The sequence below is a fragment of the Paenibacillus sp. JCM 18996 genome (assembly GCF_055392555.1).
Genome location: NZ_AP043884.1, coordinates 3,768,546 through 3,790,480 on the forward strand (window position 1 = coordinate 3,768,546; position 21,935 = coordinate 3,790,480).

Sequence of the window (21,935 nt, forward strand, 5' to 3'; positions counted from 1 at the left end):
GAACAAAAACCAGGCTCCATAGGCTTAAGGGCTGCCGGGTTTTTGCTTGTTCTCCGTGCTGCGGCTGCGGGATTCCCGTTCCCATTTTTTCAAATGAGGATAAGGATCGAAAGCCCATTCCGTCAACCCGTTATCCTTGTAAAGCCCGAAATGCAGATGCGGCGGAAACTTGCCGGACGTTCCCGGCTTGCCGTAGCCCGAGCTTCCCATCCAACCGATGGCCTGTCCCGGCCGGACGATGTCCCCCCGCTTCAGCTGCTTGTCGAACCCGGACAAATGCGCATAATAATGGTATACGTTGTTCAAGTCGCGGAGACCTATTCTCCAGCCCCCGTACGGGTTCCAACCCTTGACTTCAACGATTCCATAGCATGTGCTGAGAACCGGGACGCCGTAACCGGCGTAAAGGTCCGTCCCCTCGTGGATGCGTCGCCCGCCCCAGCCCCTCTTGGCTCCCCAGGTGCTTCGATAGGAGTAGTCTGCGGTCAAGGGCAGAGGAAATGCATGGGCATGCAGATCCAGACTGTCAAAAGCGCTGTAGATCGAGGAGAACTGTTTGATCCTTTGTACGCTCCGCGAATTATGGTAGATTTCCCAAAGGGAAATGAGCAGGTCCTCCTCGTTCGTTCCCCGCTGCTTCATGGCATAGGCGAAAGAATACAGCAGGTCGGCGTCGTTATTGGGGTCCGCTTTGCCGTCGCCGTCGCCGTCTTTTCCTTTCCCATGGAAGAAGGCGATGGATACCGGGTCGGTGTCGGAGTGGTCGGGATTGAGCAGTCCTGTCCATTCCGGCTCAGAATAATAGACCCCGATCGCTCCGTCCCGTTTAGGTCGTTTCTTAGCCGCTGCAATCGTCCGTTCGTATTGGTCCGCCGCGGCCAAATAGTGCCAGGGAATACCGGTGGAGGCGCTGATTCGATCGTACAGCTGCTTGCGCTGCGTAAAGATTTGAGCCATATCCGTGGGAGGGGGAGCAGGTGCAGCTGCTGCCGGGACGGAACCGACGGTAGGGGACAGTAGAAGCCCGAAGCTCACCATGGACAGCAGAATCGGGCGCAACAACCGGGTGCAGCGTTTCATTGGGAAATACCTCCGTGTACACTTTTAATGCAAATCATGTCGGATTTTGGCTATATGGTATAGGTTGTACATATTTTGTCAATTTATGCTAAAGGTTTCCTTTCCTTTTGACGGAGGCTTTTGTTATCATTTGAAGATGAGGAGGGGTACGAAATGCAATTTGACCATCGGGAAGAACACCGCGACGACCATATGATTCTGGTGCAGGCCAACCTGGACGACATGAACCCTGAATACTGCTCCTATGTGCTGGATTTGCTCTTGGAGGCCGGCGCGAATGACGTGTATTACGTTCCAATTGTAATGAAAAAAGGGCGTCCGGGAATCATGCTCAATGTGCTCGTATCGAAAGAAAGGCTGGAGGCGGCGGAGAGCATTATTTTTACGGAAACGACTACGTTAGGGCTGCGCTATATGAACGCGGCTTGCCACAGGCTTGGGCGGCAGCTCGAACAGGTAGACACCGAATGGGGACCGATTACGGTCAAGGCGGGCATTTATAACGGGGAAACGGTGCAGTTCGCGCCAGAATTCAAAGAATGCGAAGCCGCGGCAAAGCGGCATGGAGTTCCCTTGAAGAAGGTCTACGAAGAAGTGAGAAGGATTTATATGAACCGCCATCAGTCTTTGTAAAAGATTGGTAGTTTTTTTGTGTCCGCCCCGCTTTTTGGTGATAACGTCCAGCCATTCGACATAACAATGAATTAGACCCTACAAATCAAGGAGGATCAGCGTGAACCAGTTCAAAACTTACTATCCGTATCACAGCCCGTTCGATCCCTGTCCGCCACTCACCCCCAAAGTTTACAACACTCCGCCGGAGCTTTACTTGACTTATCAGCCGATGAATTTACCGCAGTTCAGTCCAATGGAGGCGTTGAAGAAGGGCACATTGTGGCCGTCATTGTACAGCCCTTACGAGAGCAAACAGAATTAGGAGAGGAGGAGGCAGACCTTGCGGAACGAAATTTCACCCGCTTCCCAGAACATGATGCAGGGTGCGGCAATGGGTCCGGGGCTCAATGCGGTATCGCCTTATATGCCGAACCTTGTCTCCAATGTAACGCCGAACATTGTGCCTAATGAGATGCCGAATCTCATGCCAAACACTGTGCCCAATGTAATGCCGAACAGTATCCCTAACGCAGTGCCCAATGTAATGCCGAACAGTTTCCCTAACGCGCCGCATACGATGTCCGAAGCTTATTACAAGCTGCTGGAGGAGCTTCAAGCCGTCGATTTTGTGCTGGTCGAGCTGACACTCTATCTGGACACGCATCCTGCGGATGTTAACGCGCTTCAGCAGTTCAACCAGTTCGCCCATGCGAGACACGCGTTGGCTGGCAGGTACGAAAAAGAATACGGCCCGCTGCTGCAGTATGGCCACAGCTACACCAGAAGCCCATGGGATTGGGCCAAATCCCCCTGGCCCTGGCAGGTATAGAGGAGGTCCAATATGTGGATTTATGAGAAAAAGCTGCAGCATCCGGTGAGGGTCAGCAAATGCGATCCCCATATGGCCAGATTACTGCTTGAGCAGTATGGAGGAGCGGACGGCGAGCTTGCTGCTGCACTGCGTTATTTGAATCAGCGGTATTCGATTCCGGATAAAGTAATAGGTTTATTAACGGACATAGGCACGGAAGAATTTGCTCATTTGGAAATGATTGCCACAATGGTGTACAAATTAACGAAGGACGCGACGGTAGATCAATTGAAAGCGGCGGGACTGGGAGATCATTATGCGAGTCACGACAGAGCGTTATTCTATCAGAATGCGAGCGGAGTGCCGTGGACTGCCGCTTATATTCAGGCCAAAGGAGATCCCATCGCGGATTTATACGAGGACATTGCTGCGGAGGAGAAGGCCAGGGCAACCTATCAGTGGCTGATCGACCTGACGGACGACGAGGATTTGAAAGACGGACTTAGGTTTTTGCGGGAGCGTGAAGTGATCCACTCTATGAGGTTCCGCGAAGCGGTGGAGATGCTGAAGGAAGACAGGGAGACGAAGAAGATTTTTTAGGGCGATTCGGCGAAAGTGCATCAAATGTAAACAAGCCCCTTGCGGGCTTTTTTCGTTGTTGTATAGGAAATTATGATTTTCAGTGGCTGTGGATGGGTAGATACATTCATCCGCTGGGAGATGTTGTTTTGGTAAATCCCCTCTATTCCAAACCAGAAGGTCACCTTAGCGTTATAGTTGTGTTGGATCGATTCAGCTTCAGCGGATATTCCATTAAAGGGAATTCCTCCATTTAATTTGACTTCGATTTGGTTGGAGATGCATTTAACTGGAAAAGTTCCATCAAAATCAGCGGTTATTCTAATATTTGACCCGAATGGGTTGAATTAACGGGAAATTTTCCATGGATACGGATGGGGAGGCAATCAAACTGAGCAAATATCAGCATATTTTCCTGTTAATCAAAGCAATCCAGCATGCCGCGGGCCAGCACATTCCGGGCAACATTTATGGCGGTAACGTAATGGTCACACAGTACGTTAATTCCGGGAAATAACCGGAAACACCACATCAGCGGAATAAAATTCCTCCAAATCCGGGAAATGTCCACGGTTCTTCTTAAAAGTAAAATTCACTAAATATGAATAATAGTTTTACATTAAACAGGCCAAAACCATATTTACATTTAACACTTGTGAATTATAATCCGTGTGTGATCGTTCCATATCAATTTTTTAATGAGAAGGAGAGGTTGTTGTGAAGATTGTAGTAATGGGAGACTTGCATTATCACGCTACCGATGAAACGGTTCCTGGATGGCTGGATGCGCGTAATGGCTTCTACCAAACGTTTCTGGCACGGTTTTTAGAGATTGAAGCGGATGCCCATATTTCACTCGGGGATTTAACTAATTATGGTACTCCTTCCGAGCTTCAGGAAGTTTACGGAATGCTTCAGCACAGCGACAGAACCTTTTATCATGTTTTGGGAAATCATGACCTGTATGCGCAAACCCGCAGGGAAGTTCTGAGCTTGACCGGACAAGCCCGCTATCATGCCATAACGACTGACCGCGCAGTGCTTGCATTCATAGACACGGCAAGAGAAATGGACTATGAGGACTGGGGAGGCTGGATTGACGAAGAACAATTGCACTGGCTTGAAGCTATTGTAAGATCCTCCGGCACCAAGCCGCTTTTAGTTTTCGCTCATCATCCGGTATACGATACGACAACCCGTTCTAATGAGGACAAAGGCTCGATTCATCCGGGCATCGATATGTGGAGGATTCTGAGCCAGAAACAAGGAACAGGTATTTATTTCAACGGACATACGCATGTCGACTCCATTGTAACGCAGAATAACTGGACTTTTGTGCAGGTTTCCGCCTGCCTGGATCAGCATGCCGTACGGATCGTGGATATTGAACAGGAAGAGATTCGTATTTCTGCCGTAGATATTCCGGATGCAGTGCTGACAGACAATGTACAGACCTTGTATAAAAGCATGCAGCATTTTACTCACAATCCTGAAGCGCGCGGACAAGACGCGGATAGGGAATGTAACGTCCCCTTAGTGTTGGCAACAGAACAAAAGTAGTATTTTATTAATGCGTTAACGTTCAAAAAAAGAACAGAAATTCCGGATAATCCCGTGGATTCTGTTCTTTTTTTTAAAGTTATTGGTGTGTATGCGCATGGACGGGATGCGGGAGTTCTTCCGCGAGGTCGGGATCTTCGCTGTAATCGTGCCCATGTACATGGCTGTGTTTGTGCTCGTGCAAATGCTGATCCTTCGGATGACGGCCGTCATGCTTATGATCGTGGTGATCACCTTCGCGGCTGTGCTCATGCTCGTGGCTGTGACCGTCTCCATGGTCATGTCCATGGTGGTGATGCTCATGATGGTGCTCGTGCACATGCTCATCTTCGCAGGACACGATATCGTGGTGGACATGGAACTTCGTCAGGTACGGATCGCTGTTGCCCACGATGACCCGAAGCACGTTCGGCTGGTTCGGCAGGTCGCGCGTGCCTGCGCCGTAGCCAATGGTCTCAACGATCATCGGCGGCAGGCCGGAGCTGAATTCGTCCACCAGGCCGGAGATGATTCCTGCGCCAGTAGGGGTAGTCATTTCCAAAGTATATTTCGTGTTTGTGATCGGCAGCCCTTTCATCATTTCAAGTGTGGCGGGAGCCGGTACGGGATAAATGCCGTGGTCGCAGTGAACGATGCCGGAGCCTAACGGTACAGGGGAGGATATAATTTTCTCCACATTCAAAGAGTCGATAGCCAAGGCGACACCGACAGCGTCAACGATGGAGTCGATCGCTCCTACTTCGTGAAAATGCACCTTTTCCACGGGGATGCCGTGGATTTTCGCTTCCGCTACGCCAATTTTGGCGAAGATAGCCAGGCTTAGCGCGGTCACTCTTTCATTAAATCCCGCTTGGGCAATCACCTTTACGATCTCCGAATAATGGCGGTGGCGGGTAGGCGGATGCTCGGGATCCGGCAGCACGTCCGCTTTCATGGCGGAGATTCCTTTTTTGTTTACGCGTTTCCATTCAATGGTGTAAGGCTCCAGCTTGATTTTCTGCAGCTCTTCTTCTATGTAAGCCCGGTCTGCGCCCGCGTCCACCAAGGCGGCTAATGTCATATCCCCGGAAATGCCGGAGAAGCAGTCGAAAAAAAGAATACGCAACAGTTTCACAACCTTTCTGACATATTTTTATTAATTAGGCCTGCGTAATACCCCGCCCCGAACCCATTATCGATGTTGACAACCGCAACACCCGGAGCACAGGCGTTAAGCATGCTGAGCAGCGGAGCAATCCCTTGTAAATGGGCCCCGTAGCCGATGGAGGTCGGTACCGCTACCACGGGTTTGGACACGAGGCCGCCGACCACACTGACCAGTGCGCCTTCCATCCCCGCCACCGCGACTATCGCATTGGCTCCCCTGATTACATCAAGCCTGCGAAACAGGCGGTGGATGCCGGCTACCCCCACATCATACACTCTTTCCACATGGCTTCCCATACATTCCGCCGTCAAAGCCGCTTCTTCCGCGACCGGCAGATCCGAAGTGCCCGCACATACCACAGCGACATATCCGTCGTGCACGGCCAGTATCGGCTTCTTGAACCAGGTTAAGGCTCGGGCGGCTTTGTGGTATGTGATTCCGTCAATTTGGGAGAGCACGTATTCGGCCTTGCCCTGATCGATCCTTGTCGCCAGTACCCGGTCCGAATGTTCCATGAGCTTGTTAAAAATGGCAGTCAAATGCTCAGGCGTCTTTCCTTCCCCGAAGATGACCTCCGGAAAGCCTGTCCTTGCTTCGCGGTCCACGTCCAATTGGGCGAATCCTAGATCCTCCACCCTATCACCGGTAGTCGTCAGAGCGGCTATGAGGCCCGCTGCTTCCTCAACCGGCAGTTCTCCGGACCGCACCCGTCCAAGTAGAGTCTCCAAATCTTTCATAGGGGCGATCTCCTCATTTTCCAGCTGAATTAATTCCTTGTCTAGTTTAACATATCAGCCCGGATATCCTCCACCTCTATCTGGCGGATTAGCTGGGAAATGCTCTAACGTAGCGGATTTTTGGGTCTGGGATGGGCGTGCATCCTCCGGTACTTAACTGAACTTTGCCGTTGTTGTGGACTGTTTCAGCTTTTTTGGTATAATACATTACAAGAACGGCCGAAAATTATGCAAGAAAGTGCAGAAGAGTCAAAAGGCTTGATTCCAACTTACTTTCCGTGCCCGAACAGAGCTTTTTATCCAAAAGAGAGAAGGGTAGCTTATGGCCATTACCAGTGAAAGAAAACCCGATTGGTTAAAGATAAAACTCACGCAAGGCGAAAATTTCAAAGAACTGAAAAGCATGATGCGGAGCAAAACGCTGCACACCGTCTGCGAGGAAGCGAAATGCCCTAATATACACGAATGCTGGGCCAACCGCACGGCTACATTCATGATTCTGGGGGATATTTGCACAAGAGCGTGCCGTTTCTGCGCCGTGAAGAGCGGCCTGCCTACCGAGCTTGACCTGCAGGAGCCGGAGCGCGTGGCGGAAGCGGCGGAGCAGATGATGCTGAAGCACTGCGTGATCACTTCCGTAGCTCGTGACGATCTTCAGGATGGGGGCGCCTCTATTTTTGCCGAATCGATCAAGGCGGTCCGCCGCAAGCTTCCGATGTGCAGTGTGGAAGTGCTGATTCCGGATTTTATGGGGAACGAAGAGTCACTGCGTGTGGTGATGGAGGCCAAGCCGGATATCCTCAACCATAACATCGAGACCGTGGAAAGAATGTCGGACCGTGTCCGTTCCAAAGCGAAATATGCGAGATCTCTGGAGCTGCTTGACCGGGCCAAAAAAAGCTACCCTGCCATTCCCACCAAATCCAGCATCATGATCGGAGTAGGGGAGGAGTGGGACGAAATTTTGCGAACGATGGACGATCTGAGAGCCGTGAACTGCGACATCATGACGATCGGCCAATATTTGCAGCCTACGCCCAACCACCTCACAGTGAAAAAATATTACACCCCCGAGCAGTTTGCGGAGCTCAAAGAGGAAGGTATGAAGCGCGGCTTCAGCCATGTGGAATCCGGTCCGCTGGTGCGCAGCTCCTATCACGCCCATGAACAGGTTCAGTCCGCCCGGAAAGCGTAAAACCACCCAGGAGGTGTCACATGTATCAGATCGCAGGCAAAACCTATGAAGTCGTCACGGATTACCGCGACGGGTGGAAGCCGGATGCTTTTAAGGAACGGTTTAGCGAAGTGTTGGAGCGTTATGACTATATTGTCGGGGACTGGGGCTATAACCAGCTTCGGCTGAGAGGTTTTTTTAAAGAAAACCACCCTAAGGCGACCAAAGAAAACAGCATTGCGAGTTTACAGGACTATTTGAATGAATACTGCAATTTTGGCTGCCCTTATTTTATTATCGAGAAAGTCCCCGGCAAGGCGGGGGGCGGCAAGGAACAGGCCGGAGCGAGCTCTGGAGGCTCGAATAGCGGCAGGGAGCACGAGAGGGAGCAGGCCAATGCTAATAGCGGTAAGAAGCACGTGAAGGAGCAGGCTGGCGCGAAGGAGCATGTGCAGGAGCAGGCCAGCGCAAAAGGTTCGAAGCAGCACGTGAAGTAGCAGGCCGGCGCTAGCGACAACGCTAAAGAAAATGCCAAGGATAATTACAGCTCTCGTGAGAAAGAGAAAGAGAACACCCCGGCTTGATCTTACAAAGAGCCCTTCTCCATAGTGTAGGAGTGGGGCTCTTTCTGTGTACGCCCAGCATGGCGACTTCTCCAGGGTGAGTAGTCCCGATTGGGGCTGGCATGCTCCTACCATTAGCCTAGGGCAGAGGAAAAGCGGACTCAGAGGGCGTTATTTAAATTGTTTTTAGTGTTGCGGCGTCATTCATTACTTCAACCTTACCTACTTGCGCTTCCGCATCCACCGAACAAGCACATACCATGGTCAAATAAAGGTACACATTGATTCCTTTCATCATAATGAGTCCGCTTTACTTCACATTGCACCCGACAAAAGCATCCCTCACGCGGTTCCAGAAAGGATGTGGACGGTATCGAGCAAATCTCACCTTTGTGGACGCCGAGACCATCGTCCGTACGGACTCAATATCGCTCCGCTGGATATATTTATGGTCCAGGGAAATGAGCAGCATTTGGTGCTCCTTCGGATAAATGTCGCAATGGTGATGCTTTGGCAGAATCATCGATGATCCGAGCGTCCGGTATACGCGGTTATTGATCGAGGCGATTTCGGCGATCTGGATCGCTTCGATGGAAGGGTGCAGCATCGCCCCGCCCAAGCTTTTGTTGTAGCCGGTGCTGCCTGAAGGGGTGGATATGCAGATGCCGTCGCCGCGAAAGCTTTCGAAAGGCACATCGTTCACATGAAGCTCCGCAACCAAAGTTTCCTCGATGCCTTTTAACGTGAATTCATTAAGGGCGAGGTGGGTTTCAATCGCACCGGAACTAGTCCGGATTTCGATCTCAACCAGAGGGTATCTGACGATCTGGGCTTCCGCCGTCTTTTCATGCATCAAGTATGCAAGATGCTCCAGATCCTCCGGCTGCCAATCGGCAAAAAAACCGAGCTTGCCCGTGTGGATACCGACAAACGCTATGCATTCCAACTGGCTGATATACTTATGAAAAGCCCGCAGCATAGTACCATCCCCGCCGATCGAAAGCACGATTTCCGGATTCTCCTCATTGTGATTCCACCCGAAAGACTCAACAAGCTTATGAAATTTTTCGGCTAAACGGATAGAGTCCTCATCCCCGCGATCGACAACATGATAATTCAAGATTGTACCTCCTAGGCTGATAGTCGTTGTGGTGCAGTCCTCTCCATCATAATCAAAATGTGCCTATAATACAATGTGCTAGTATGAACGTGAAAAAAGCCGGAGGAATTCCCCCGGCTAAAGCCATAGTGTGTGGATGGGCGCGTAACCGGCATGTCATGTATCAATGAATTCGGCCGCCGGATTGTAGCGCTTTAAACAGGCTTTTGTCCATGTGCAACCGCCATGTATGTGCCGATACATTTGGCCTATGCACACTATGTGGTCGTAATCAACGGCAGCTCGAAAGAATCGCTGAAATTCGGTGACACCGGACGGACACGCACGGAAAAATGCGGCCCATGCTTCAAATGCGAGGGCACCTCCGCCACGTACACGCAGACACCGTCATGGATGTGCGAGAGCTCCATCACAGCAATGACAGGCTTCCAAACCCCGGCTTTCACTTCTTCGTAGTAGATGACTTCGACAGAAGTATCTTTGTACCAAACGGGGCCGAATCTGATTCTGGCCGTCACCTTTTTCGGAGGGGTGCCATCCGCCGCCGGGGAGGAGAGAGAGGCTCTGTTTAAGCCTTCTACGGCTGACACTTTTGCGATTAAGCTGCCGCTTAAGCCACCACCGCTGCCTGAGCCCGCTGCGACCGTGCTGCCGCTTAAGCCACCACCGCCGCCTGTGCCAGCGCCAGCCGGGCTTCCGCCAGACCCTTTCCCGACGAAGGCATAGCTGCTCGCGGGATCGTCGTCGACTCCTAGAATGGCCACATTCCGCCAATTCTCACGGATGAACCGTTTATACTTTCCGAGCTGCTCTGCCAGGGCATAACGGTTATGCTCAAGGCGTGCGGACCTCTCAATGACGGGAATGTAGGCTTTTTCCACATATTCCTTTACCATGCGTTCCGTATTGTACACGGGGGCCAGCGTTTCCATTGACCGCTTCATCAAGCCGACCCACTGGGGGGATGGGGAAGAAGCGCCGTAATATAACGGAATAACCTGCTCCTCCAAAAGTTTGTAAAGCGACTCCGCATCGCCCAAGCCGTCTCCGCCAATGGCCCATCCGTTGCTCCCGTCGTAACCTTCCTCCCACCAGCCGTCCAGCACGCTGAGATTGACCACTCCGTTCATCGCCGCTTTTTGGCCGCTCGTGCCGCTCGCTTCCAAAGGACGTTCTGGGTTGTTGAGCCACACATCCACGCCCCGAACCAGAAACCGCGCGAGCTCCATATCGTAGTTTTCCACCAGCACGATTTTGCCCCTGAAAGCGTCCATGCGGGAGTACTGGTAAATCTGCTGTATGAAGCTCTGACCCGGCAGGTCCGCCGGATGGGCTTTTCCTGCAAAAATAAACCGCAGCGGACGTTCAGGATCATTCAGCAGCCTCTCCAGGCGGGGGAGATCGCTGAAAAGCAGATTAGCCCTCTTGTAAGTGGCGAACCGACGCGCGAAGCCGACCGTCAACTCCTCTCCGGACAGGTCGCTGTCCACAGCGTCTATGTGAGCTTGCGTTTCGTTGTTCCTCGCATATTGAACCTTAAGCCGTCTGCGGACTTCCTCCATCATTTGCCGCTTCAATCCTGCATGAGTCTCCCTCAGCAGGTCGTCCGGGATATTCGAATACGACGCCGCGCGGCCCACAACATCCCCGGAATTTGCATTATCGTGCGAGTTGCCTGCCGACTCGGCATAAAGCCTCTTGATCTCGGGGGCCGTCCAGGTACCTCCGTGTACTCCGTTCGTAACCGAGCGGATCGGGACGCTTTCCGGTTCGATGCAGCCGTAAAATTCGCGGAACATCTCCCTCGACACCTGGCCGTGCAGCTTGCTCACCCCGTTGCAGAAGGAGGCCGTGTTCAGCGCCAAATACGTCATATTGAACACATTGCGCTTGTAGTCCATTCCCAGTTTGAGAAAATCTCCAGCATTCAGCTGATACCGGTCAAAAAAGGGCCGAAAATAATGCTCCAAGAGTGCAGGGGAAAAAGCGTCATGTCCCGCCGGCACGGGAGTATGCGTGGTAAACGTCGTACTCCCTTTGGCGGCTTCAAAAGCCGTATCGAAAGAGTTGCCGGAGAGCATAAGCTCCCTGATTTTTTCAAAAGACAGGAAAGCGGCATGCCCTTCGTTGATGTGGCACATTTTAGGCCGGATGCCCGCCGCTTGAAGCGCTCTCATTCCGCCGATGCCGAGAAGCATTTCCTGCTGCAGGCGCAGCTCATGGTCGCCCCCGTACAGGCGGGAAGTAAGCCTCCTGTCCTCAGGCCTGTTCCTGCTCAGGTCCGTATCTAGCAAATACACGCGAACCGTGCCGACCCGCACCATCCATACCTGGGCGTGGAGCGTTCTGCCGGGCATTTCCAATGAAATGAAGACATCTTCATCTTTATATTTGGCGGGGCACACCGGCAGCCTGGAAAAATCGTAGCTCGGGTACTCCGCGCTCTGTTTGCCCTCGCTATCTATTTTTTGCTTGAAATATCCTTCTTTATATAAAAGCCCGACTCCCACCAAAGGCACGCCCAGGTCGCTGGCCGCTTTGCAGTGGTCTCCCGCGAGGACGCCAAGCCCCCCGGAATAGATCGGCAGCGACTCATGGAAACCGAATTCTGCGGAAAAATAAGCGATGGTATGTACGGCGTATTGTGGGTGAGCTATCCGGAACCAGGCGGCGCCGGCGCGGTAATTTTCCCATACAGCGGTTACCTGCCGGAGTTTATCCAAAAATAGTGTATTTTCGCTCAAACGGTCGATCTCGGCGGGAGGCATCTCGGACAGCAGCTGAACCGGATTGTGGTGCACTTGTTCCCATAGTTCTGCATCGATTTCCCGGAATAAGGACAATGCCTCTTCGTTCCAGCTGAACCACAAATTATAGGCGATCTCGGCTAAAGGCTGCAGGGACGGCGGCAAGCTAAGATTGCTCATAGATTCCACTCCAATAAACTATAGTTTGTTTTTTTGTCGGTGAAGCATGAGGACGGTGCGACTGAACAAAGCATAAATGAGGTGAAGAACCGGAATCAGCGCAAGAACTCCGATCATCAGCGTTCCCGAAAGCGTAAGCAGCGGGGGGAGGAGGGACGGAAAAGACGAAGATGTCAAATCCTCCGGGAGAAAAGCGGGCTGCACGGCCATCAGGGACCGAAGCGGCCTCCATAATATATATACCATTACCACTGCCAACAGACCATGAATCAATCGGGCGAGCAAAAAAGGGACGTAGCGCATGCCCGTGTGGTTGACAAGGGAGATGATCTGCGCATGGACGGAAAGGCCGCCCCAGGACAGGACAAAAGCGGCAATGGCCGCTTTATGCTGCAGCGAAATGGCCGCCCCGGATTGTCCTGCGGCTTTGGCTCCCAGCGTCACTTCGAACAGGCCGCTCACGACCGCTTCGGACAACGCTTGCGGTATGGCGGTCATGTGCAGCACCGAGCTGACGCAGACGTAGAGGAGCCGCATGATTCCTCCCGCGGTCAGGACCTCGAGCACAACGGAGAAGAAGACCACCAACCCCCCGATGACAAAAATAAGCTGAAGCGACGATTGCACAGCCTGCCGCAGCAGAGTGCCAAGGTCCCGGCCGTCGGCGAGCCGGGCCCGGTGCATCGCTCTCAAAGCGTTGAAAAGAAGGGAGCGGTCCGATTTGACGCCCGCCGGTTTACGATGGATCTCCCGGCTGCCGTGGAACCTCATGAGCAGTCCGAGCAGCAGGGCTGAGCCGTAGTGCGCCGCCGCAAGCAGGACGGCAAGGCCGCCATTATGAAAAAAGCCGACGGAAACGGCACCGATCAGGAATATCGGATCGGAGGTCGTTGTGAAAGCGACGAGCCGCTCCCCCTCATCGCGGGTGACCAGTTTCTGCTCCCACAGCTTGGAGGCCAGCTTCGCGCCCACCGGGTAGCCGGAGGCGAAGCCCATAGCCATCACAAAGCCGCCGATTCCGGGAACGCGAAATAGCGGCCTCATCATCGGATCGAACAGAGTGCCGAAAAAATGGACGATTCCGAAGCCCAGCATAACCTCGCATATGACCAGAAAGGGCAGCAGGGCGGGAAACAGCACGTCCCACCATATAGAAACTCCGCGCAGCGCGGCGTGCAGGCTTTGTTCCGGAAACAGCAGGAGCATCGCGGCCACTCCGAAAGTCAAGAGGCCAGCCCAATGCACAAGGGTAACCCGATTTTTCCCCATTACCATCCTTCTTTCCGAGTCGCTTTGTCTTGGCTGAATTATATTTATGTTCCGGCCGGGACAGACATGCCTACTGGAATCCCGGCAAAAATATGTTACAATAAGACTATCCATTCCTTAATGGACCGATAAAGCATTGGAGGGATCCGTAATGGCAGCGATTGTAACCGGACTTCTCGTTTGTGGGTTCATCTATGTGATCAGGGAAATGAATGCCAAGGAAGAAGATCTCGAGCGCAAGATGTAATTTTAACGCCGATGCTAATGTCCGCATTAGCATCTTTTTTTAAATTTTGGCTGTCCCCGCGAAGTATCCGGAACAAGCTGCGAAGCTTCTGTTCACTTTGCCCGGGGTTAGTTTGAAAGTAAAGGAAGATAGACATGACAGAGGAGAGCAGACAGACAATATACGAGTGGATCGGAGGCGCGGACACCGTCCGGCGGGTGGTGGAGGCCTTCTATCCGAAGGTGCAGGAGAATGCCGTGCTGTCCCCTCTATTTCCGGGCGATATCCGTCCCGTAATGGAGAAGCAGTATCTGTTCCTCACCCAGTTTCTGGGCGGTCCGATGCTTTACTCCGAGCAGTACGGGCACCCGATGATGAGAGCAAGGCACCTGCCTTTCGAGATAGACCGCGAGAAGGCGGACAATTGGCTCCAGTGCATGAAAGAAGCGCTGGCCGAGGCCGGGCTGGATGCCTACAAGAGTGAAGTCGTCCTGGAACGTCTTTCGGGGCCTGCTTCCCATTTTATCAATAAACATTAATTTATTTGTCCAAAGGGCGTGCACACCATGGTAGACCCGTTATATCCCGTCACAATCCGCTGCGTTATGTGCGAGGTTCCCTTTCAAACGATGAAAGTGCGCCCCAGCTTTAAAAAGAGCGTGAAGACAGACACCGATTTTTGCGTACACTACAAGGATTTTAATCCCGATTACTATGTGGTGAGGGTGTGTCCCGCCTGCGGTTATGCCTCCACGGAGCATTCCGGCACCGCTATCAATCCCCTTCAAAGGGAGCTGTTTCGGGAAAAAATCGGCAATCGGTGGGCGATGAAGGATTACGGAGGGGAGCGGAGCTGGGAGGACGCCTTGGCGGTTTACAAGCTTGCACTCGTCTGTGCACAGCTGAATTCGGAGAAGGACCGCGTCGTAGCCGGGCTTCTTCACCATATCGCATGGCTCTACCGCTACCGGGAGGACAAAGAGCAGGAGGATCGTTTCCTACGCTACGCTTTGGAACGGTACATTGCCGTATTCGAGTACGAAGGGCTCGATGTCAACAACGCAAAGCTGATGTATTTGATCGGGGAGCTGAGCCGCAGAACCGGCGATTTCAAGGAAGCGGTCAGATGGTACGGACGTGTCATTAACGACAAGAGCATTATGGATGCCGCGATGATCAGAGCCTGCAAGGAGCAGTGGAGCGCCGCGAGGGAAGAGATGATCGAGAAGCGGATGGAATTGCCTGAAGAGATGAAGCTGCAGGGATGACGTCCGCGGGAATAACAAAACGCCGAGTCCCGCTTTAACTGTAATTGCAGCTTCGGTGGGTTTCAGCGTTTGCGGTTCCGGATGGTTATTTCTTCCTGACCGGACGGTCAGCCAGCAAATAGTCGGAGTCATTGTCTACCAATGTGATCTTATTATGGCAGCAGGGAAAGACGAGCAGCTTCTTGCGGCCTTCGCGGATACTCTTTAATTCCTTGGGCCTCAAGGGAAGCAGCACGTTCGCCTTCCCGCAAAACGGGCATTCGTGTACATAGATGTCTCCCATAACCGTTTCGTAAGGCCACGCGTTTTCAAAAGGGATCATGGCGGTTTCCTTTACTGATCCGTCCCGCCGTCTTGTCCTGCTTTGTCTTCTTTGGCTAGCTCGGCCAGTTTTTGCATTAGAATATGCTGCGGCATATGCATTAAATGTTCCAAAGGCACATTCAGCTTATTGGCGAGCTTTTGCGCCGTTTCGGGTGAAATTTGCAGCGGCTTCATGGATCCTCATCCTTTCTTTACGGGATTGCTTTCCTGAATCTAACACAAAAGTGCACACGGAATCAAACCCTGTTTTCGGAATTCCAAATTTTGTCCGCGAAATTCAAAACGTCTGCATACGGAAAGGTGAGTCGTTTTATGAAAAACCAATTGGATGCAAACTGGAACCTGGATACGATTTTTCCCGGAGGAAGCGATTCGGCACAATTCGAAACCTTTCTTGACTCGTTGGATCAGGAAATTGCCTCCTTCCGCGAGGCGTTAAACGGCACCAAGGCAGAGCAGCTGAAGTCGGTGCGGGAACTGGCCGCTTTGGCTCAAAATTTGCAAACCATACTCGTGAAACTGGAAGAAGCGGGATCCTTCTGCGCCTGCCTGGCCGCCCAGAACGACAAGGATAAGAAAGCGATCCTGCTCGGCGGCCGAGTCCAGAGCATGCGTGCCGAATACGCTTCTTCGCTGACTCGGATGGACCAGCTTCTGGACGCTGTGCCGGACGGACAATGGGCGGAATGGATGAACAGCAATGAGCTCAGTGCAATCCGGTTTGCGCTCAACGAAAGAAGAAAACTCGCCGCCGAAAAGCTGTCTCCGGAGATGGAATCGCTAATCAACGAGCTTTCCGTAGACGGCTATCACGCGTGGAACAATGTGTATGATACAACTGTGGCGGGCATCAAAATCCCTTATGAAGAGGACGGAGAGACCAGACAGCTGTCGGCAGGACAGTTCTTCAACAAGCTGCTGCATCCCGAAGCGGCGGTCCGTCACGAGCTTTTCGAGCGTTGGGAGCGGGCTTGGGCGGAGCAGGCCGATTTTTGCGCGGAAGCATTGAACCGGCTGGCCGGTTTCCGTTTGAAGGTGTACGACCGGAGAGGCTGGGACAGCGTGCATAAGGAGCCGCTCGCGCTCAACCGGATGTCCCGACAAACGCTGCAGGTGATGTGGGATGTCATTAGCCGCAACAAGCCGGTGTTCGCAGACTATATGAACAAGAAAGCCAAGCTGCTCGGCAAAGAGAAGCTGGACTGGAACGATGTCGAGGCTCCTGTGGGCGAATCCGGCGGCACAATCTCTTATGCCGAAGGGGCCCAGCTGATCTACGACCAGTTCAAGCGCTTCTCTCCGAAGATGGCCGATTTTGCGCAGCGCGCTTTCGAAGACCGCTGGATTGAGGCGGAAGACCGCCCCGGCAAACGACCCGGCGGGTTCTGCACCTCTTTTCCGGTGAAAGGGGAGACCCGAATCTTTATGACTTACTCCGGCACGGCCTCCAATGTGTCCACTTTGGCCCATGAGCTTGGGCATGGTTACCACCAGCATGTGATGACGGACATGCCGGCGCTGGCCCAGCAGTATGCGATGAATGTCGCGGAGACGGCCTCAACTTTTGCCGAGATGATCGTTTCCGACGCAGTGGTAAAAGCGGCCGCCAATCCGATGCAGAAGCTGAACCTTCTGGATGACAAAATCAGCCGCTCGATCGTATTCTACATGAATATCCACGCGCGGTTTATTTTTGAAACGAACTTCTATGAGGAGCGCCGCAAAGGCCTTGTCAGCGTGGAAAAGCTGAACGGTCTGATGGTGGATGCCCAGAAGGAAGCTTTCCAGGATGCGCTGGGTCAATATCACCCTCACTTTTGGGCGGCAAAGCTGCATTTTTACAGCACAGACGTGCCTTTCTACAATTTCCCGTACACGTTCGGCTACTTGTTCAGTACAGGGATCTATGCGGCCGCGATCAAGCAAGGAGCAGGTTTTGAGCAAAAGTACGAGGCGCTGCTGCGCGACACGGCGAGTATGACGGTGGAAGAGCTGGCCTTGAAGCATTTGGGAGTGAACCTGACTCAGCCGGAATTTTGGCAGGATGCAGTCAATTTGACCATCGCCGACGTGCACGAGTTCAACGCGGTTATCGAGGATTTGAAGGTTTAGACAGGACTCTGGCGCCAGGTGCTTTCTAAATAACAATACTTGGAGAGAAAGCGTCTTTTGCTCTCCACGCTACAAGTGAGGTTATGGATAATGAATATTGAAAACTGCACAGTATGCGGAAAGATTTTTGTCAAAGCCGCTAAAAGCTACTGTCCGGAGTGCTCGCAGGAGCAGGAAGCTCTGTACCATGAGGTGAGGGATTATTTGAAAAAGCACCCCAAGAGCACGCTGCTTGATATCCATGCGGGCACTGGCATTGCCATTTCCAAGCTGATTGAACTGCAAAAGGAATATATTTCGCTCTCATGAGATTTCATGCGCTTCCGCGCGGGGAGGTTGCCGTAATGTTTCGAATAGAAGGGCTGCATCATGTTAGTCTTGATGTGCGTGATGTGGAGAAGTCCAAATCTTTTTACAGGGACATTATCCGTCTGCAAGAGCTTGACAGGCCGGACTTCGATTTCGCAGGGGCCTGGTTTGCCGTGGGTGACACGGGTCAGCAGCTTCACTTGATCCGGCACGACGGCGAAACATTAAGGCAGGGACCGATAAACACGAGGGACGGCCACTTCGCTATCCGGGTGCGGAGCTACCGGGAGACGTTGGACTGGCTGCGGCAATGCGGACTGGAGCCTGATGCCAGGCCGCACGCAAGGGCTGGATTCCCGCAGATTTACGTGCTGGACCCCGACAATAACATCATCGAATTTAACGCAGAGGTGCTGGACGAGAAGTAAGGAAGTTCGACGCAGACATGCTGGATCCGGACAACCTTAATACGATTTATTTCCCGATATTTTAGCGGATTTTTTTTCCTTTATCACCTTTAACCCGGCTTAAGCTGCTTATTACTGAACCAGGTCTTAAACTGACATGGCCAGCAAAGTGAATTTACACAAACTTATAAATAACGATAAAAAATGGACATTTTTTTCACAATAAAAGTCTTGTGGAAAATATTATTCCAACTTAACCTCACTTTTTGTGAAAATATGTTGAAATTGGGCCGAGTGACGCAGTATATTAGTACTACACCAGGTAGAATTTCACAGCATCGACAGCATTCCAAAAAAAATGGAGGGATTTAATGTTTGAGCAGTTGCCATTGGCTAGGCAGCTAGATGTCGTGTTTAGAGAGATTGGCGATGAATTGTCGGTTGTGGATTCCGGCACGGTTTTTGTGCAAATCCGCAACAACATTATCGGAAAGTTTGGAGTCAGGCATTTTTTCGAGAGCACGGGCGGCGAGGTCAGAAAGACACAGAGCGGTTTGTCCGCTATCCAACAGGTTTCCTTCCGGAAGATGGCGGTGGAGTCCCTGGTTTTTAAGAGAAAGTGGACGCACGGTGAGATTTGTTTCGATTTTGCTGTAAGACAAGGCGCGTTGAATGCCAGTGTTCAGTTTGAATCGAATTACAATATGGCCGCTGTAGGCACCTCGGCTTTGAGTTCAAGAACAGAGAGATAAGTTTTAGCCATTATTCTATCTTATTACATACGACGTTGAGCCTTCCTTTTCATCCTGTCGGGGTGATACGATCCCCTCATAGTAGACAGAAAAAAGAAAGCCATTTACTATGTCTATTGTGGAGGGGATTTTTTCTATGGGCGAAATAGCGAGAACATACGATGTTGCATTCAAGAAAAAGGCAGTAGACCTTTATCTTAAAGAAGGAATGGGCTATAAGACCGTAGCGAGGGAATTAGCGATTGACCCTTCCCTTGTTCGTCGGTGGGTGAAGAATTTTGAGGCAGAGGGCATAAAGGGGCTTGAGGAAAAACGGGGAAAAGCAAATGGCCCTGGAAAAGGCAGACCGAGAACACGACCCGAAGATCCGGAGGTGAAGCTGAAACGTCTTGAAGCGGAGAATGAACTGCTAAAAAAGCTCTTAAAAATGTGAAAGGAGGCATGGATGCTGTACAAAGCGGTAAAAAGTTTGCCATTATCCAGGAATTAGCCAGCAAGGGTTACGATGTCATCTTGCTATGTGAGCTGGCCCAAGTGTCCAGAAGTGGTTTCTATAGATGGAAAAAACGACAGACATTTGTGTCCCAAAAACAACGGGAAGACGAGGCAATTAAAGGGAAAATGTTAGAATGCCATGGACAATTGAAAGGGATTTATGGATACCGTCGTGTAAAGGTCTGGCTTATGCGGAAACATGGGCTGCACCTCAACCATAAGCGTGTGCAAAGGCTCATGCGAGAGCTAGGGATAAAGGCAGTCATTCGAAAGAAAAGACCTTACTACGGCAAGAAAGAGGCTTACGTTATCTCGGACAACCACCTTAACCGGGAATTTACAGCCTCTAATCTAAATGAGAAGTGGGTAACCGATATTACTTATCTAATTTTCAATGGACAGAAACTTTATTTGTCTGCGATTAAAGACCTGTACAACAATGAGATTGTAGCCTACCACATCAGTCGCAGAAACGATTTAAAGCTGGTGTTTGACACGATCAGGAAGGCAAAGAGAAAACGGAATGTGAAAGGGATCCTCCTGCATAGCGACCAAGGCTTCCAGTACACGTCTCGTCAATTTAACAACTTGCTTAAACGATACCATATGAAAGGTAGCATGTCCCGAAAAGGAAACTGTTGGGACAATGCATGTATGGAGAACTTTTTCAGTCATTTTAAGTCAGAGTGCTTTGATCTTTATTCCTTTCATTCGGTTGAACAAGTAAAGCACGCTGTTCAACGTTATATCCATTTTTATAACAATGAACGTTTCCAGAAAAAATTAAACAACCTGAGTCCTTATGAATACAAGACTCAGGCTGCTTAAAAGTTCTTTTTAATAGCTGTCTACTTGACAGGGGTCACATCAGGGTGAGGAGGCTTTTTTTTGTGTAGGGGAGTGGGACCATGGCATCAATCCGCATTTGGGAGTTTTGTCCATGAAAGAAAGTGGCCTGTGAAGGGCCACTTTGAACGTTAAGTATGGAGGAATCGACTATCTGGCGAACATGCCAGCAAGTTGTTGTTCAGCGATTTGGACCATACGACGTACCATATGACCACCTATCGCACCTGTATCGCGAGTAGCCATGTACCCGTAATAGCCGTCTTGAGGGATCTGAATACCCAACTCTTGTGCAACTTCATATTTCAACTGCTGCAAAGCTTGGTTAGCTTGAGGAACTACCAGAATATTCTGGTTGCCGCCGCCACCTTGGCGCCCTTGACCTTGACCCATTATAATCACCTCCTGTGATAGGTAGTATAAACCAGTTTGGAAATGTTACTCATATAAGAAATTGGTAATTTTGACCATACTGGGGCAAGATGAATAGACTTTTGAAACACGCTACAAGCCGGTGTATCTTTCCCTTTACTTATCTCCTTTGTGTGAGATAATGGAAAAAACGAACGGAATGGGGAGAATCCATTGCTGCAGAAGCTGAACAAAACGCTTGAAAAATGGATGCCGCTGATTACTCCGAGCAGTGTGTTCATCGGAATCCTTTTGGCCTATCGGATCGAACATCTGACCTTTCTGGTTCCGTGGATTTTCGGGTTTATTACTTTGAACGGAAGCTTGAGCCTGAATTTTAAGGATTTGCAGCGGGCGCTGCAGCAGCCTTTTCCCATTATAGTATCGCTGATGCTGCTTCACGGTATTATGCCTCTTGCCGCGTGGGGGATGGGCAAGCTGTTTTTGCCTGGGGATCCGTTGCTCGTAACGGGGCTCGTCCTGCTGCTCGCGGTTCCTACCGGCATCGTCAGCTTTATGTGGGTTTCGATCTATAGAGGTCATATTGCCCTCACGCTTTCCATTATTCTGATCGACACGTTGCTGTCGCCTTTTATCGTGCCGGGCATTCTGTCCATTATGGTTGGGGCCGAGGTGCAGATGGACGTGTGGGGAATGATGAAAGGCCTGCTCATTATGGTTGTCGCGCCTTCCATACTTGGGATGCTGCTGAATCAATGGACGGCCGGAAAGATCAAGAAGAGTTGGGGCCCCGCGCTGGCTCCTTTATCAAAGGTGGGATTGGCGGCGGTCATTATCATCAACAGCGCGGTAATCTCGCCTTATCTGACCCAAATGTCAGCGAAACTGGTCTGGACGGGGATTCTGATTGTTGCCGTTGTCGCGGCCGGATATATGGGGGCTTACTTGCTGTCGAGGGCGCTAAAATGGAGCAGGGAGCTGGCCGTCACCATGACGTTTAACTGCGGCATGCGTAACATCAGCGCGGGTGCCGTCCTCGCGATTGCGTATTTTCCGCCCACTGTGGCTATGCCTGTCATTATCGGAATGCTGTTTCAGCAGATGCTGGCTTCTTTGTTCGGTTTTGCCCTGTTCAGGGAGAAAAAAGATGTACCTGCCGCAGCTCCCAATACGTTGGCGGGATGACGAACGGGTACTGCCTGCACAAAACAGCCTGCTGAGTTTGTCTCAGCAGGCTGTTGC

Annotated in this window: 25 protein-coding genes; 16 read left to right on the forward strand and 9 right to left on the reverse strand. The window is 51.4% G+C overall.

Annotation, left to right across the window (positions count from 1 at the left end; translation table 11 throughout):
• Nucleotides 1-24: 24 nt before the first annotated feature.
• On the reverse strand, nucleotides 25-1,080 hold the full coding sequence (locus ACZ5N7_RS18650; protein WP_464656093.1) for a M23 family metallopeptidase: 1,056 nt from the start codon (nucleotides 1,078-1,080) through the stop codon (nucleotides 25-27).
• Nucleotides 1,081-1,233: 153 nt separating this feature from the next.
• On the opposite strand from ACZ5N7_RS18650, the gene larC2 reads away from it, so the two are divergent.
• The 5 genes from larC2 to ACZ5N7_RS18675 all read left to right on the forward strand — a co-directional run bounded on the left by larC2 (nucleotide 1,234) and on the right by ACZ5N7_RS18675 (nucleotide 4,645).
• Entirely contained in the window at nucleotides 1,234-1,713 is a 480-nt protein-coding gene (larC2, locus tag ACZ5N7_RS18655) for a nickel pincer cofactor biosynthesis protein LarC2 (RefSeq protein WP_464656094.1), read from the forward strand.
• A 100-nt stretch (nucleotides 1,714-1,813) separates the two neighbouring features.
• Complete coding sequence (locus tag ACZ5N7_RS18660; protein WP_464656095.1) at nucleotides 1,814-2,017, forward strand: spore coat associated protein CotJA; 204 nt, start codon at nucleotides 1,814-1,816, stop codon at nucleotides 2,015-2,017.
• A gap of 222 nt (nucleotides 2,018-2,239) precedes the next feature.
• Nucleotides 2,240-2,524 (forward strand): spore coat protein CotJB, encoded by a 285-nt coding sequence (locus tag ACZ5N7_RS18665; RefSeq protein ID WP_464659351.1) that lies wholly within the window; start codon nucleotides 2,240-2,242, stop codon nucleotides 2,522-2,524.
• Nucleotides 2,525-2,536: 12 nt separating this feature from the next.
• Complete coding sequence (locus ACZ5N7_RS18670) at nucleotides 2,537-3,106, forward strand: manganese catalase family protein (protein WP_464656096.1); 570 nt, start codon at nucleotides 2,537-2,539, stop codon at nucleotides 3,104-3,106.
• Nucleotides 3,107-3,802: 696 nt separating this feature from the next.
• Entirely contained in the window at nucleotides 3,803-4,645 is an 843-nt protein-coding gene (locus ACZ5N7_RS18675; RefSeq protein WP_464656097.1) for a metallophosphoesterase family protein, read from the forward strand.
• A gap of 79 nt (nucleotides 4,646-4,724) precedes the next feature.
• Here the strand turns inward: ACZ5N7_RS18675 and larC are convergent, their stop codons facing one another.
• Together larC and larB are read right to left on the reverse strand one after the other, a co-directional pair.
• Nucleotides 4,725-5,750: a nickel pincer cofactor biosynthesis protein LarC gene (gene larC / locus ACZ5N7_RS18680; RefSeq protein ID WP_464656098.1), complete on the reverse strand. Its 1,026-nt coding sequence runs from the start codon at nucleotides 5,748-5,750 to the stop codon at nucleotides 4,725-4,727.
• Between the two features lie 5 nt (nucleotides 5,751-5,755).
• Nucleotides 5,756-6,529, reverse strand: a complete 774-nt coding sequence (gene larB / locus ACZ5N7_RS18685; RefSeq protein WP_464656099.1) for a nickel pincer cofactor biosynthesis protein LarB — start codon at nucleotides 6,527-6,529, stop codon at nucleotides 5,756-5,758.
• Nucleotides 6,530-6,851: 322 nt separating this feature from the next.
• Between larB and lipA the strand changes: the two genes are divergently transcribed.
• Together lipA and ACZ5N7_RS18695 are read left to right on the forward strand one after the other, a co-directional pair.
• Entirely contained in the window at nucleotides 6,852-7,724 is an 873-nt protein-coding gene (gene lipA, locus ACZ5N7_RS18690) for a lipoyl synthase (RefSeq protein ID WP_464656100.1), read from the forward strand.
• A gap of 20 nt (nucleotides 7,725-7,744) precedes the next feature.
• A complete protein-coding gene (locus ACZ5N7_RS18695) occupies nucleotides 7,745-8,200 on the forward strand; it encodes a YutD family protein (RefSeq protein ID WP_464656101.1) in 456 nt (151 codons plus the stop codon).
• 376 nt (nucleotides 8,201-8,576) lie between these two features.
• Here the strand turns inward: ACZ5N7_RS18695 and ACZ5N7_RS18700 are convergent, their stop codons facing one another.
• The 3 genes from ACZ5N7_RS18700 to ylbJ form a co-directional block, all read right to left on the reverse strand.
• Nucleotides 8,577-9,386, reverse strand: a complete 810-nt coding sequence (locus ACZ5N7_RS18700) for an NAD kinase (protein WP_464656102.1) — start codon at nucleotides 9,384-9,386, stop codon at nucleotides 8,577-8,579.
• Nucleotides 9,387-9,643: 257 nt separating this feature from the next.
• Nucleotides 9,644-12,313, reverse strand: a complete 2,670-nt coding sequence (gene glgP, locus ACZ5N7_RS18705) for an alpha-glucan family phosphorylase (protein ID WP_464656103.1) — start codon at nucleotides 12,311-12,313, stop codon at nucleotides 9,644-9,646.
• Between the two features lie 18 nt (nucleotides 12,314-12,331).
• A complete protein-coding gene (gene ylbJ / locus ACZ5N7_RS18710) occupies nucleotides 12,332-13,519 on the reverse strand; it encodes a sporulation integral membrane protein YlbJ (protein ID WP_464659353.1) in 1,188 nt (395 codons plus the stop codon).
• Nucleotides 13,520-13,963: 444 nt separating this feature from the next.
• On the opposite strand from ylbJ, the gene ACZ5N7_RS18715 reads away from it, so the two are divergent.
• Both ACZ5N7_RS18715 and ACZ5N7_RS18720 read left to right on the forward strand, forming a co-directional pair.
• A complete protein-coding gene (locus tag ACZ5N7_RS18715; RefSeq protein ID WP_464656104.1) occupies nucleotides 13,964-14,347 on the forward strand; it encodes a globin domain-containing protein in 384 nt (127 codons plus the stop codon).
• Between the two features lie 27 nt (nucleotides 14,348-14,374).
• Nucleotides 14,375-15,076 carry a DUF2225 domain-containing protein gene (locus tag ACZ5N7_RS18720; protein WP_464656105.1) on the forward strand — a complete coding sequence of 234 codons (702 nt, stop codon included), beginning with the start codon at nucleotides 14,375-14,377 and terminating at the stop codon, nucleotides 15,074-15,076.
• Nucleotides 15,077-15,161: 85 nt separating this feature from the next.
• On the opposite strand, the gene ACZ5N7_RS18725 is transcribed toward ACZ5N7_RS18720, so the two are convergent.
• A complete protein-coding gene (locus tag ACZ5N7_RS18725) occupies nucleotides 15,162-15,398 on the reverse strand; it encodes a hypothetical protein (protein ID WP_464656106.1) in 237 nt (78 codons plus the stop codon).
• Between the two features lie 11 nt (nucleotides 15,399-15,409).
• On the reverse strand, nucleotides 15,410-15,574 hold the full coding sequence (locus ACZ5N7_RS18730) for a YycC family protein (protein ID WP_464656107.1): 165 nt from the start codon (nucleotides 15,572-15,574) through the stop codon (nucleotides 15,410-15,412).
• A 138-nt stretch (nucleotides 15,575-15,712) separates the two neighbouring features.
• Here ACZ5N7_RS18730 and ACZ5N7_RS18735 point away from each other — a divergent pair, with 138 nt between their 5' ends.
• From ACZ5N7_RS18735 to ACZ5N7_RS18760, 6 genes are all read left to right on the forward strand, one after another.
• On the forward strand, nucleotides 15,713-17,512 hold the full coding sequence (locus ACZ5N7_RS18735; RefSeq protein WP_464656108.1) for a M3 family oligoendopeptidase: 1,800 nt from the start codon (nucleotides 15,713-15,715) through the stop codon (nucleotides 17,510-17,512).
• A 90-nt stretch (nucleotides 17,513-17,602) separates the two neighbouring features.
• Nucleotides 17,603-17,821 carry a hypothetical protein gene (locus ACZ5N7_RS18740; RefSeq protein ID WP_464656109.1) on the forward strand — a complete coding sequence of 73 codons (219 nt, stop codon included), beginning with the start codon at nucleotides 17,603-17,605 and terminating at the stop codon, nucleotides 17,819-17,821.
• A 35-nt stretch (nucleotides 17,822-17,856) separates the two neighbouring features.
• Nucleotides 17,857-18,249, forward strand: coding sequence for a VOC family protein (locus ACZ5N7_RS18745; protein ID WP_464656110.1), 393 nt, complete (start codon nucleotides 17,857-17,859; stop codon nucleotides 18,247-18,249).
• A gap of 350 nt (nucleotides 18,250-18,599) precedes the next feature.
• Nucleotides 18,600-18,980: an O-methyltransferase gene (locus tag ACZ5N7_RS18750; RefSeq protein ID WP_464656111.1), complete on the forward strand. Its 381-nt coding sequence runs from the start codon at nucleotides 18,600-18,602 to the stop codon at nucleotides 18,978-18,980.
• A 136-nt stretch (nucleotides 18,981-19,116) separates the two neighbouring features.
• Nucleotides 19,117-19,413, forward strand: coding sequence for a transposase (locus tag ACZ5N7_RS18755; RefSeq protein WP_464659191.1), 297 nt, complete (start codon nucleotides 19,117-19,119; stop codon nucleotides 19,411-19,413).
• An 8-nt stretch (nucleotides 19,414-19,421) separates the two neighbouring features.
• The gene (locus ACZ5N7_RS18760) at nucleotides 19,422-20,303 is read left to right on the forward strand and encodes an IS3 family transposase (RefSeq protein WP_464654018.1); all 882 of its coding nucleotides are present in this window, start codon (nucleotides 19,422-19,424) and stop codon (nucleotides 20,301-20,303) included.
• Between the two features lie 168 nt (nucleotides 20,304-20,471).
• On the opposite strand, the gene ACZ5N7_RS18765 is transcribed toward ACZ5N7_RS18760, so the two are convergent.
• Entirely contained in the window at nucleotides 20,472-20,714 is a 243-nt protein-coding gene (locus ACZ5N7_RS18765; protein ID WP_464656112.1) for a small, acid-soluble spore protein, alpha/beta type, read from the reverse strand.
• A 192-nt stretch (nucleotides 20,715-20,906) separates the two neighbouring features.
• Between ACZ5N7_RS18765 and ACZ5N7_RS18770 the strand changes: the two genes are divergently transcribed.
• The gene (locus ACZ5N7_RS18770) at nucleotides 20,907-21,878 is read left to right on the forward strand and encodes a bile acid:sodium symporter family protein (protein ID WP_464656113.1); all 972 of its coding nucleotides are present in this window, start codon (nucleotides 20,907-20,909) and stop codon (nucleotides 21,876-21,878) included.
• Nucleotides 21,879-21,935 lie beyond the last annotated feature (57 nt).

Excerpts from the sequence above, each read along its gene's own strand:
- ACZ5N7_RS18745 (WP_464656110.1), top strand. The coding sequence starts at position 17,857 with ATGTTTCGAATAGAAGGGCTGCATCATGTTAGTCTTGATGTGCGTGAT.
- ACZ5N7_RS18650 (WP_464656093.1), bottom strand. The coding sequence starts at position 1,080 with ATGAAACGCTGCACCCGGTTGTTGCGCCCGATTCTGCTGTCCATGGTG.
- ACZ5N7_RS18720 (WP_464656105.1), top strand. The coding sequence starts at position 14,375 with ATGGTAGACCCGTTATATCCCGTCACAATCCGCTGCGTTATGTGCGAG.
- ACZ5N7_RS18725 (WP_464656106.1), bottom strand. The coding sequence starts at position 15,398 with ATGATCCCTTTTGAAAACGCGTGGCCTTACGAAACGGTTATGGGAGAC.
- ACZ5N7_RS18740 (WP_464656109.1), top strand. The coding sequence starts at position 17,603 with ATGAATATTGAAAACTGCACAGTATGCGGAAAGATTTTTGTCAAAGCC.
- ACZ5N7_RS18755 (WP_464659191.1), top strand. The coding sequence starts at position 19,117 with ATGGGCGAAATAGCGAGAACATACGATGTTGCATTCAAGAAAAAGGCA.
- ACZ5N7_RS18715 (WP_464656104.1), top strand. The coding sequence starts at position 13,964 with ATGACAGAGGAGAGCAGACAGACAATATACGAGTGGATCGGAGGCGCG.
- ACZ5N7_RS18665 (WP_464659351.1), top strand. The coding sequence starts at position 2,240 with ATGCCGAACAGTTTCCCTAACGCGCCGCATACGATGTCCGAAGCTTAT.
- ACZ5N7_RS18760 (WP_464654018.1), top strand. The coding sequence starts at position 19,422 with ATGGATGCTGTACAAAGCGGTAAAAAGTTTGCCATTATCCAGGAATTA.
- larC2 (WP_464656094.1), top strand. The coding sequence starts at position 1,234 with ATGCAATTTGACCATCGGGAAGAACACCGCGACGACCATATGATTCTG.
- ACZ5N7_RS18695 (WP_464656101.1), top strand. The coding sequence starts at position 7,745 with ATGTATCAGATCGCAGGCAAAACCTATGAAGTCGTCACGGATTACCGC.
- ylbJ (WP_464659353.1), bottom strand. The coding sequence starts at position 13,519 with ATGCTCCTGCTGTTTCCGGAACAAAGCCTGCACGCCGCGCTGCGCGGA.
- ACZ5N7_RS18765 (WP_464656112.1), bottom strand. The coding sequence starts at position 20,714 with ATGGGTCAAGGTCAAGGGCGCCAAGGTGGCGGCGGCAACCAGAATATT.
- ACZ5N7_RS18730 (WP_464656107.1), bottom strand. The coding sequence starts at position 15,574 with ATGAAGCCGCTGCAAATTTCACCCGAAACGGCGCAAAAGCTCGCCAAT.
- lipA (WP_464656100.1), top strand. The coding sequence starts at position 6,852 with ATGGCCATTACCAGTGAAAGAAAACCCGATTGGTTAAAGATAAAACTC.
- ACZ5N7_RS18750 (WP_464656111.1), top strand. The coding sequence starts at position 18,600 with ATGTTTGAGCAGTTGCCATTGGCTAGGCAGCTAGATGTCGTGTTTAGA.
- larB (WP_464656099.1), bottom strand. The coding sequence starts at position 6,529 with ATGAAAGATTTGGAGACTCTACTTGGACGGGTGCGGTCCGGAGAACTG.
- ACZ5N7_RS18735 (WP_464656108.1), top strand. The coding sequence starts at position 15,713 with ATGAAAAACCAATTGGATGCAAACTGGAACCTGGATACGATTTTTCCC.
- ACZ5N7_RS18670 (WP_464656096.1), top strand. The coding sequence starts at position 2,537 with ATGTGGATTTATGAGAAAAAGCTGCAGCATCCGGTGAGGGTCAGCAAA.
- glgP (WP_464656103.1), bottom strand. The coding sequence starts at position 12,313 with ATGAGCAATCTTAGCTTGCCGCCGTCCCTGCAGCCTTTAGCCGAGATC.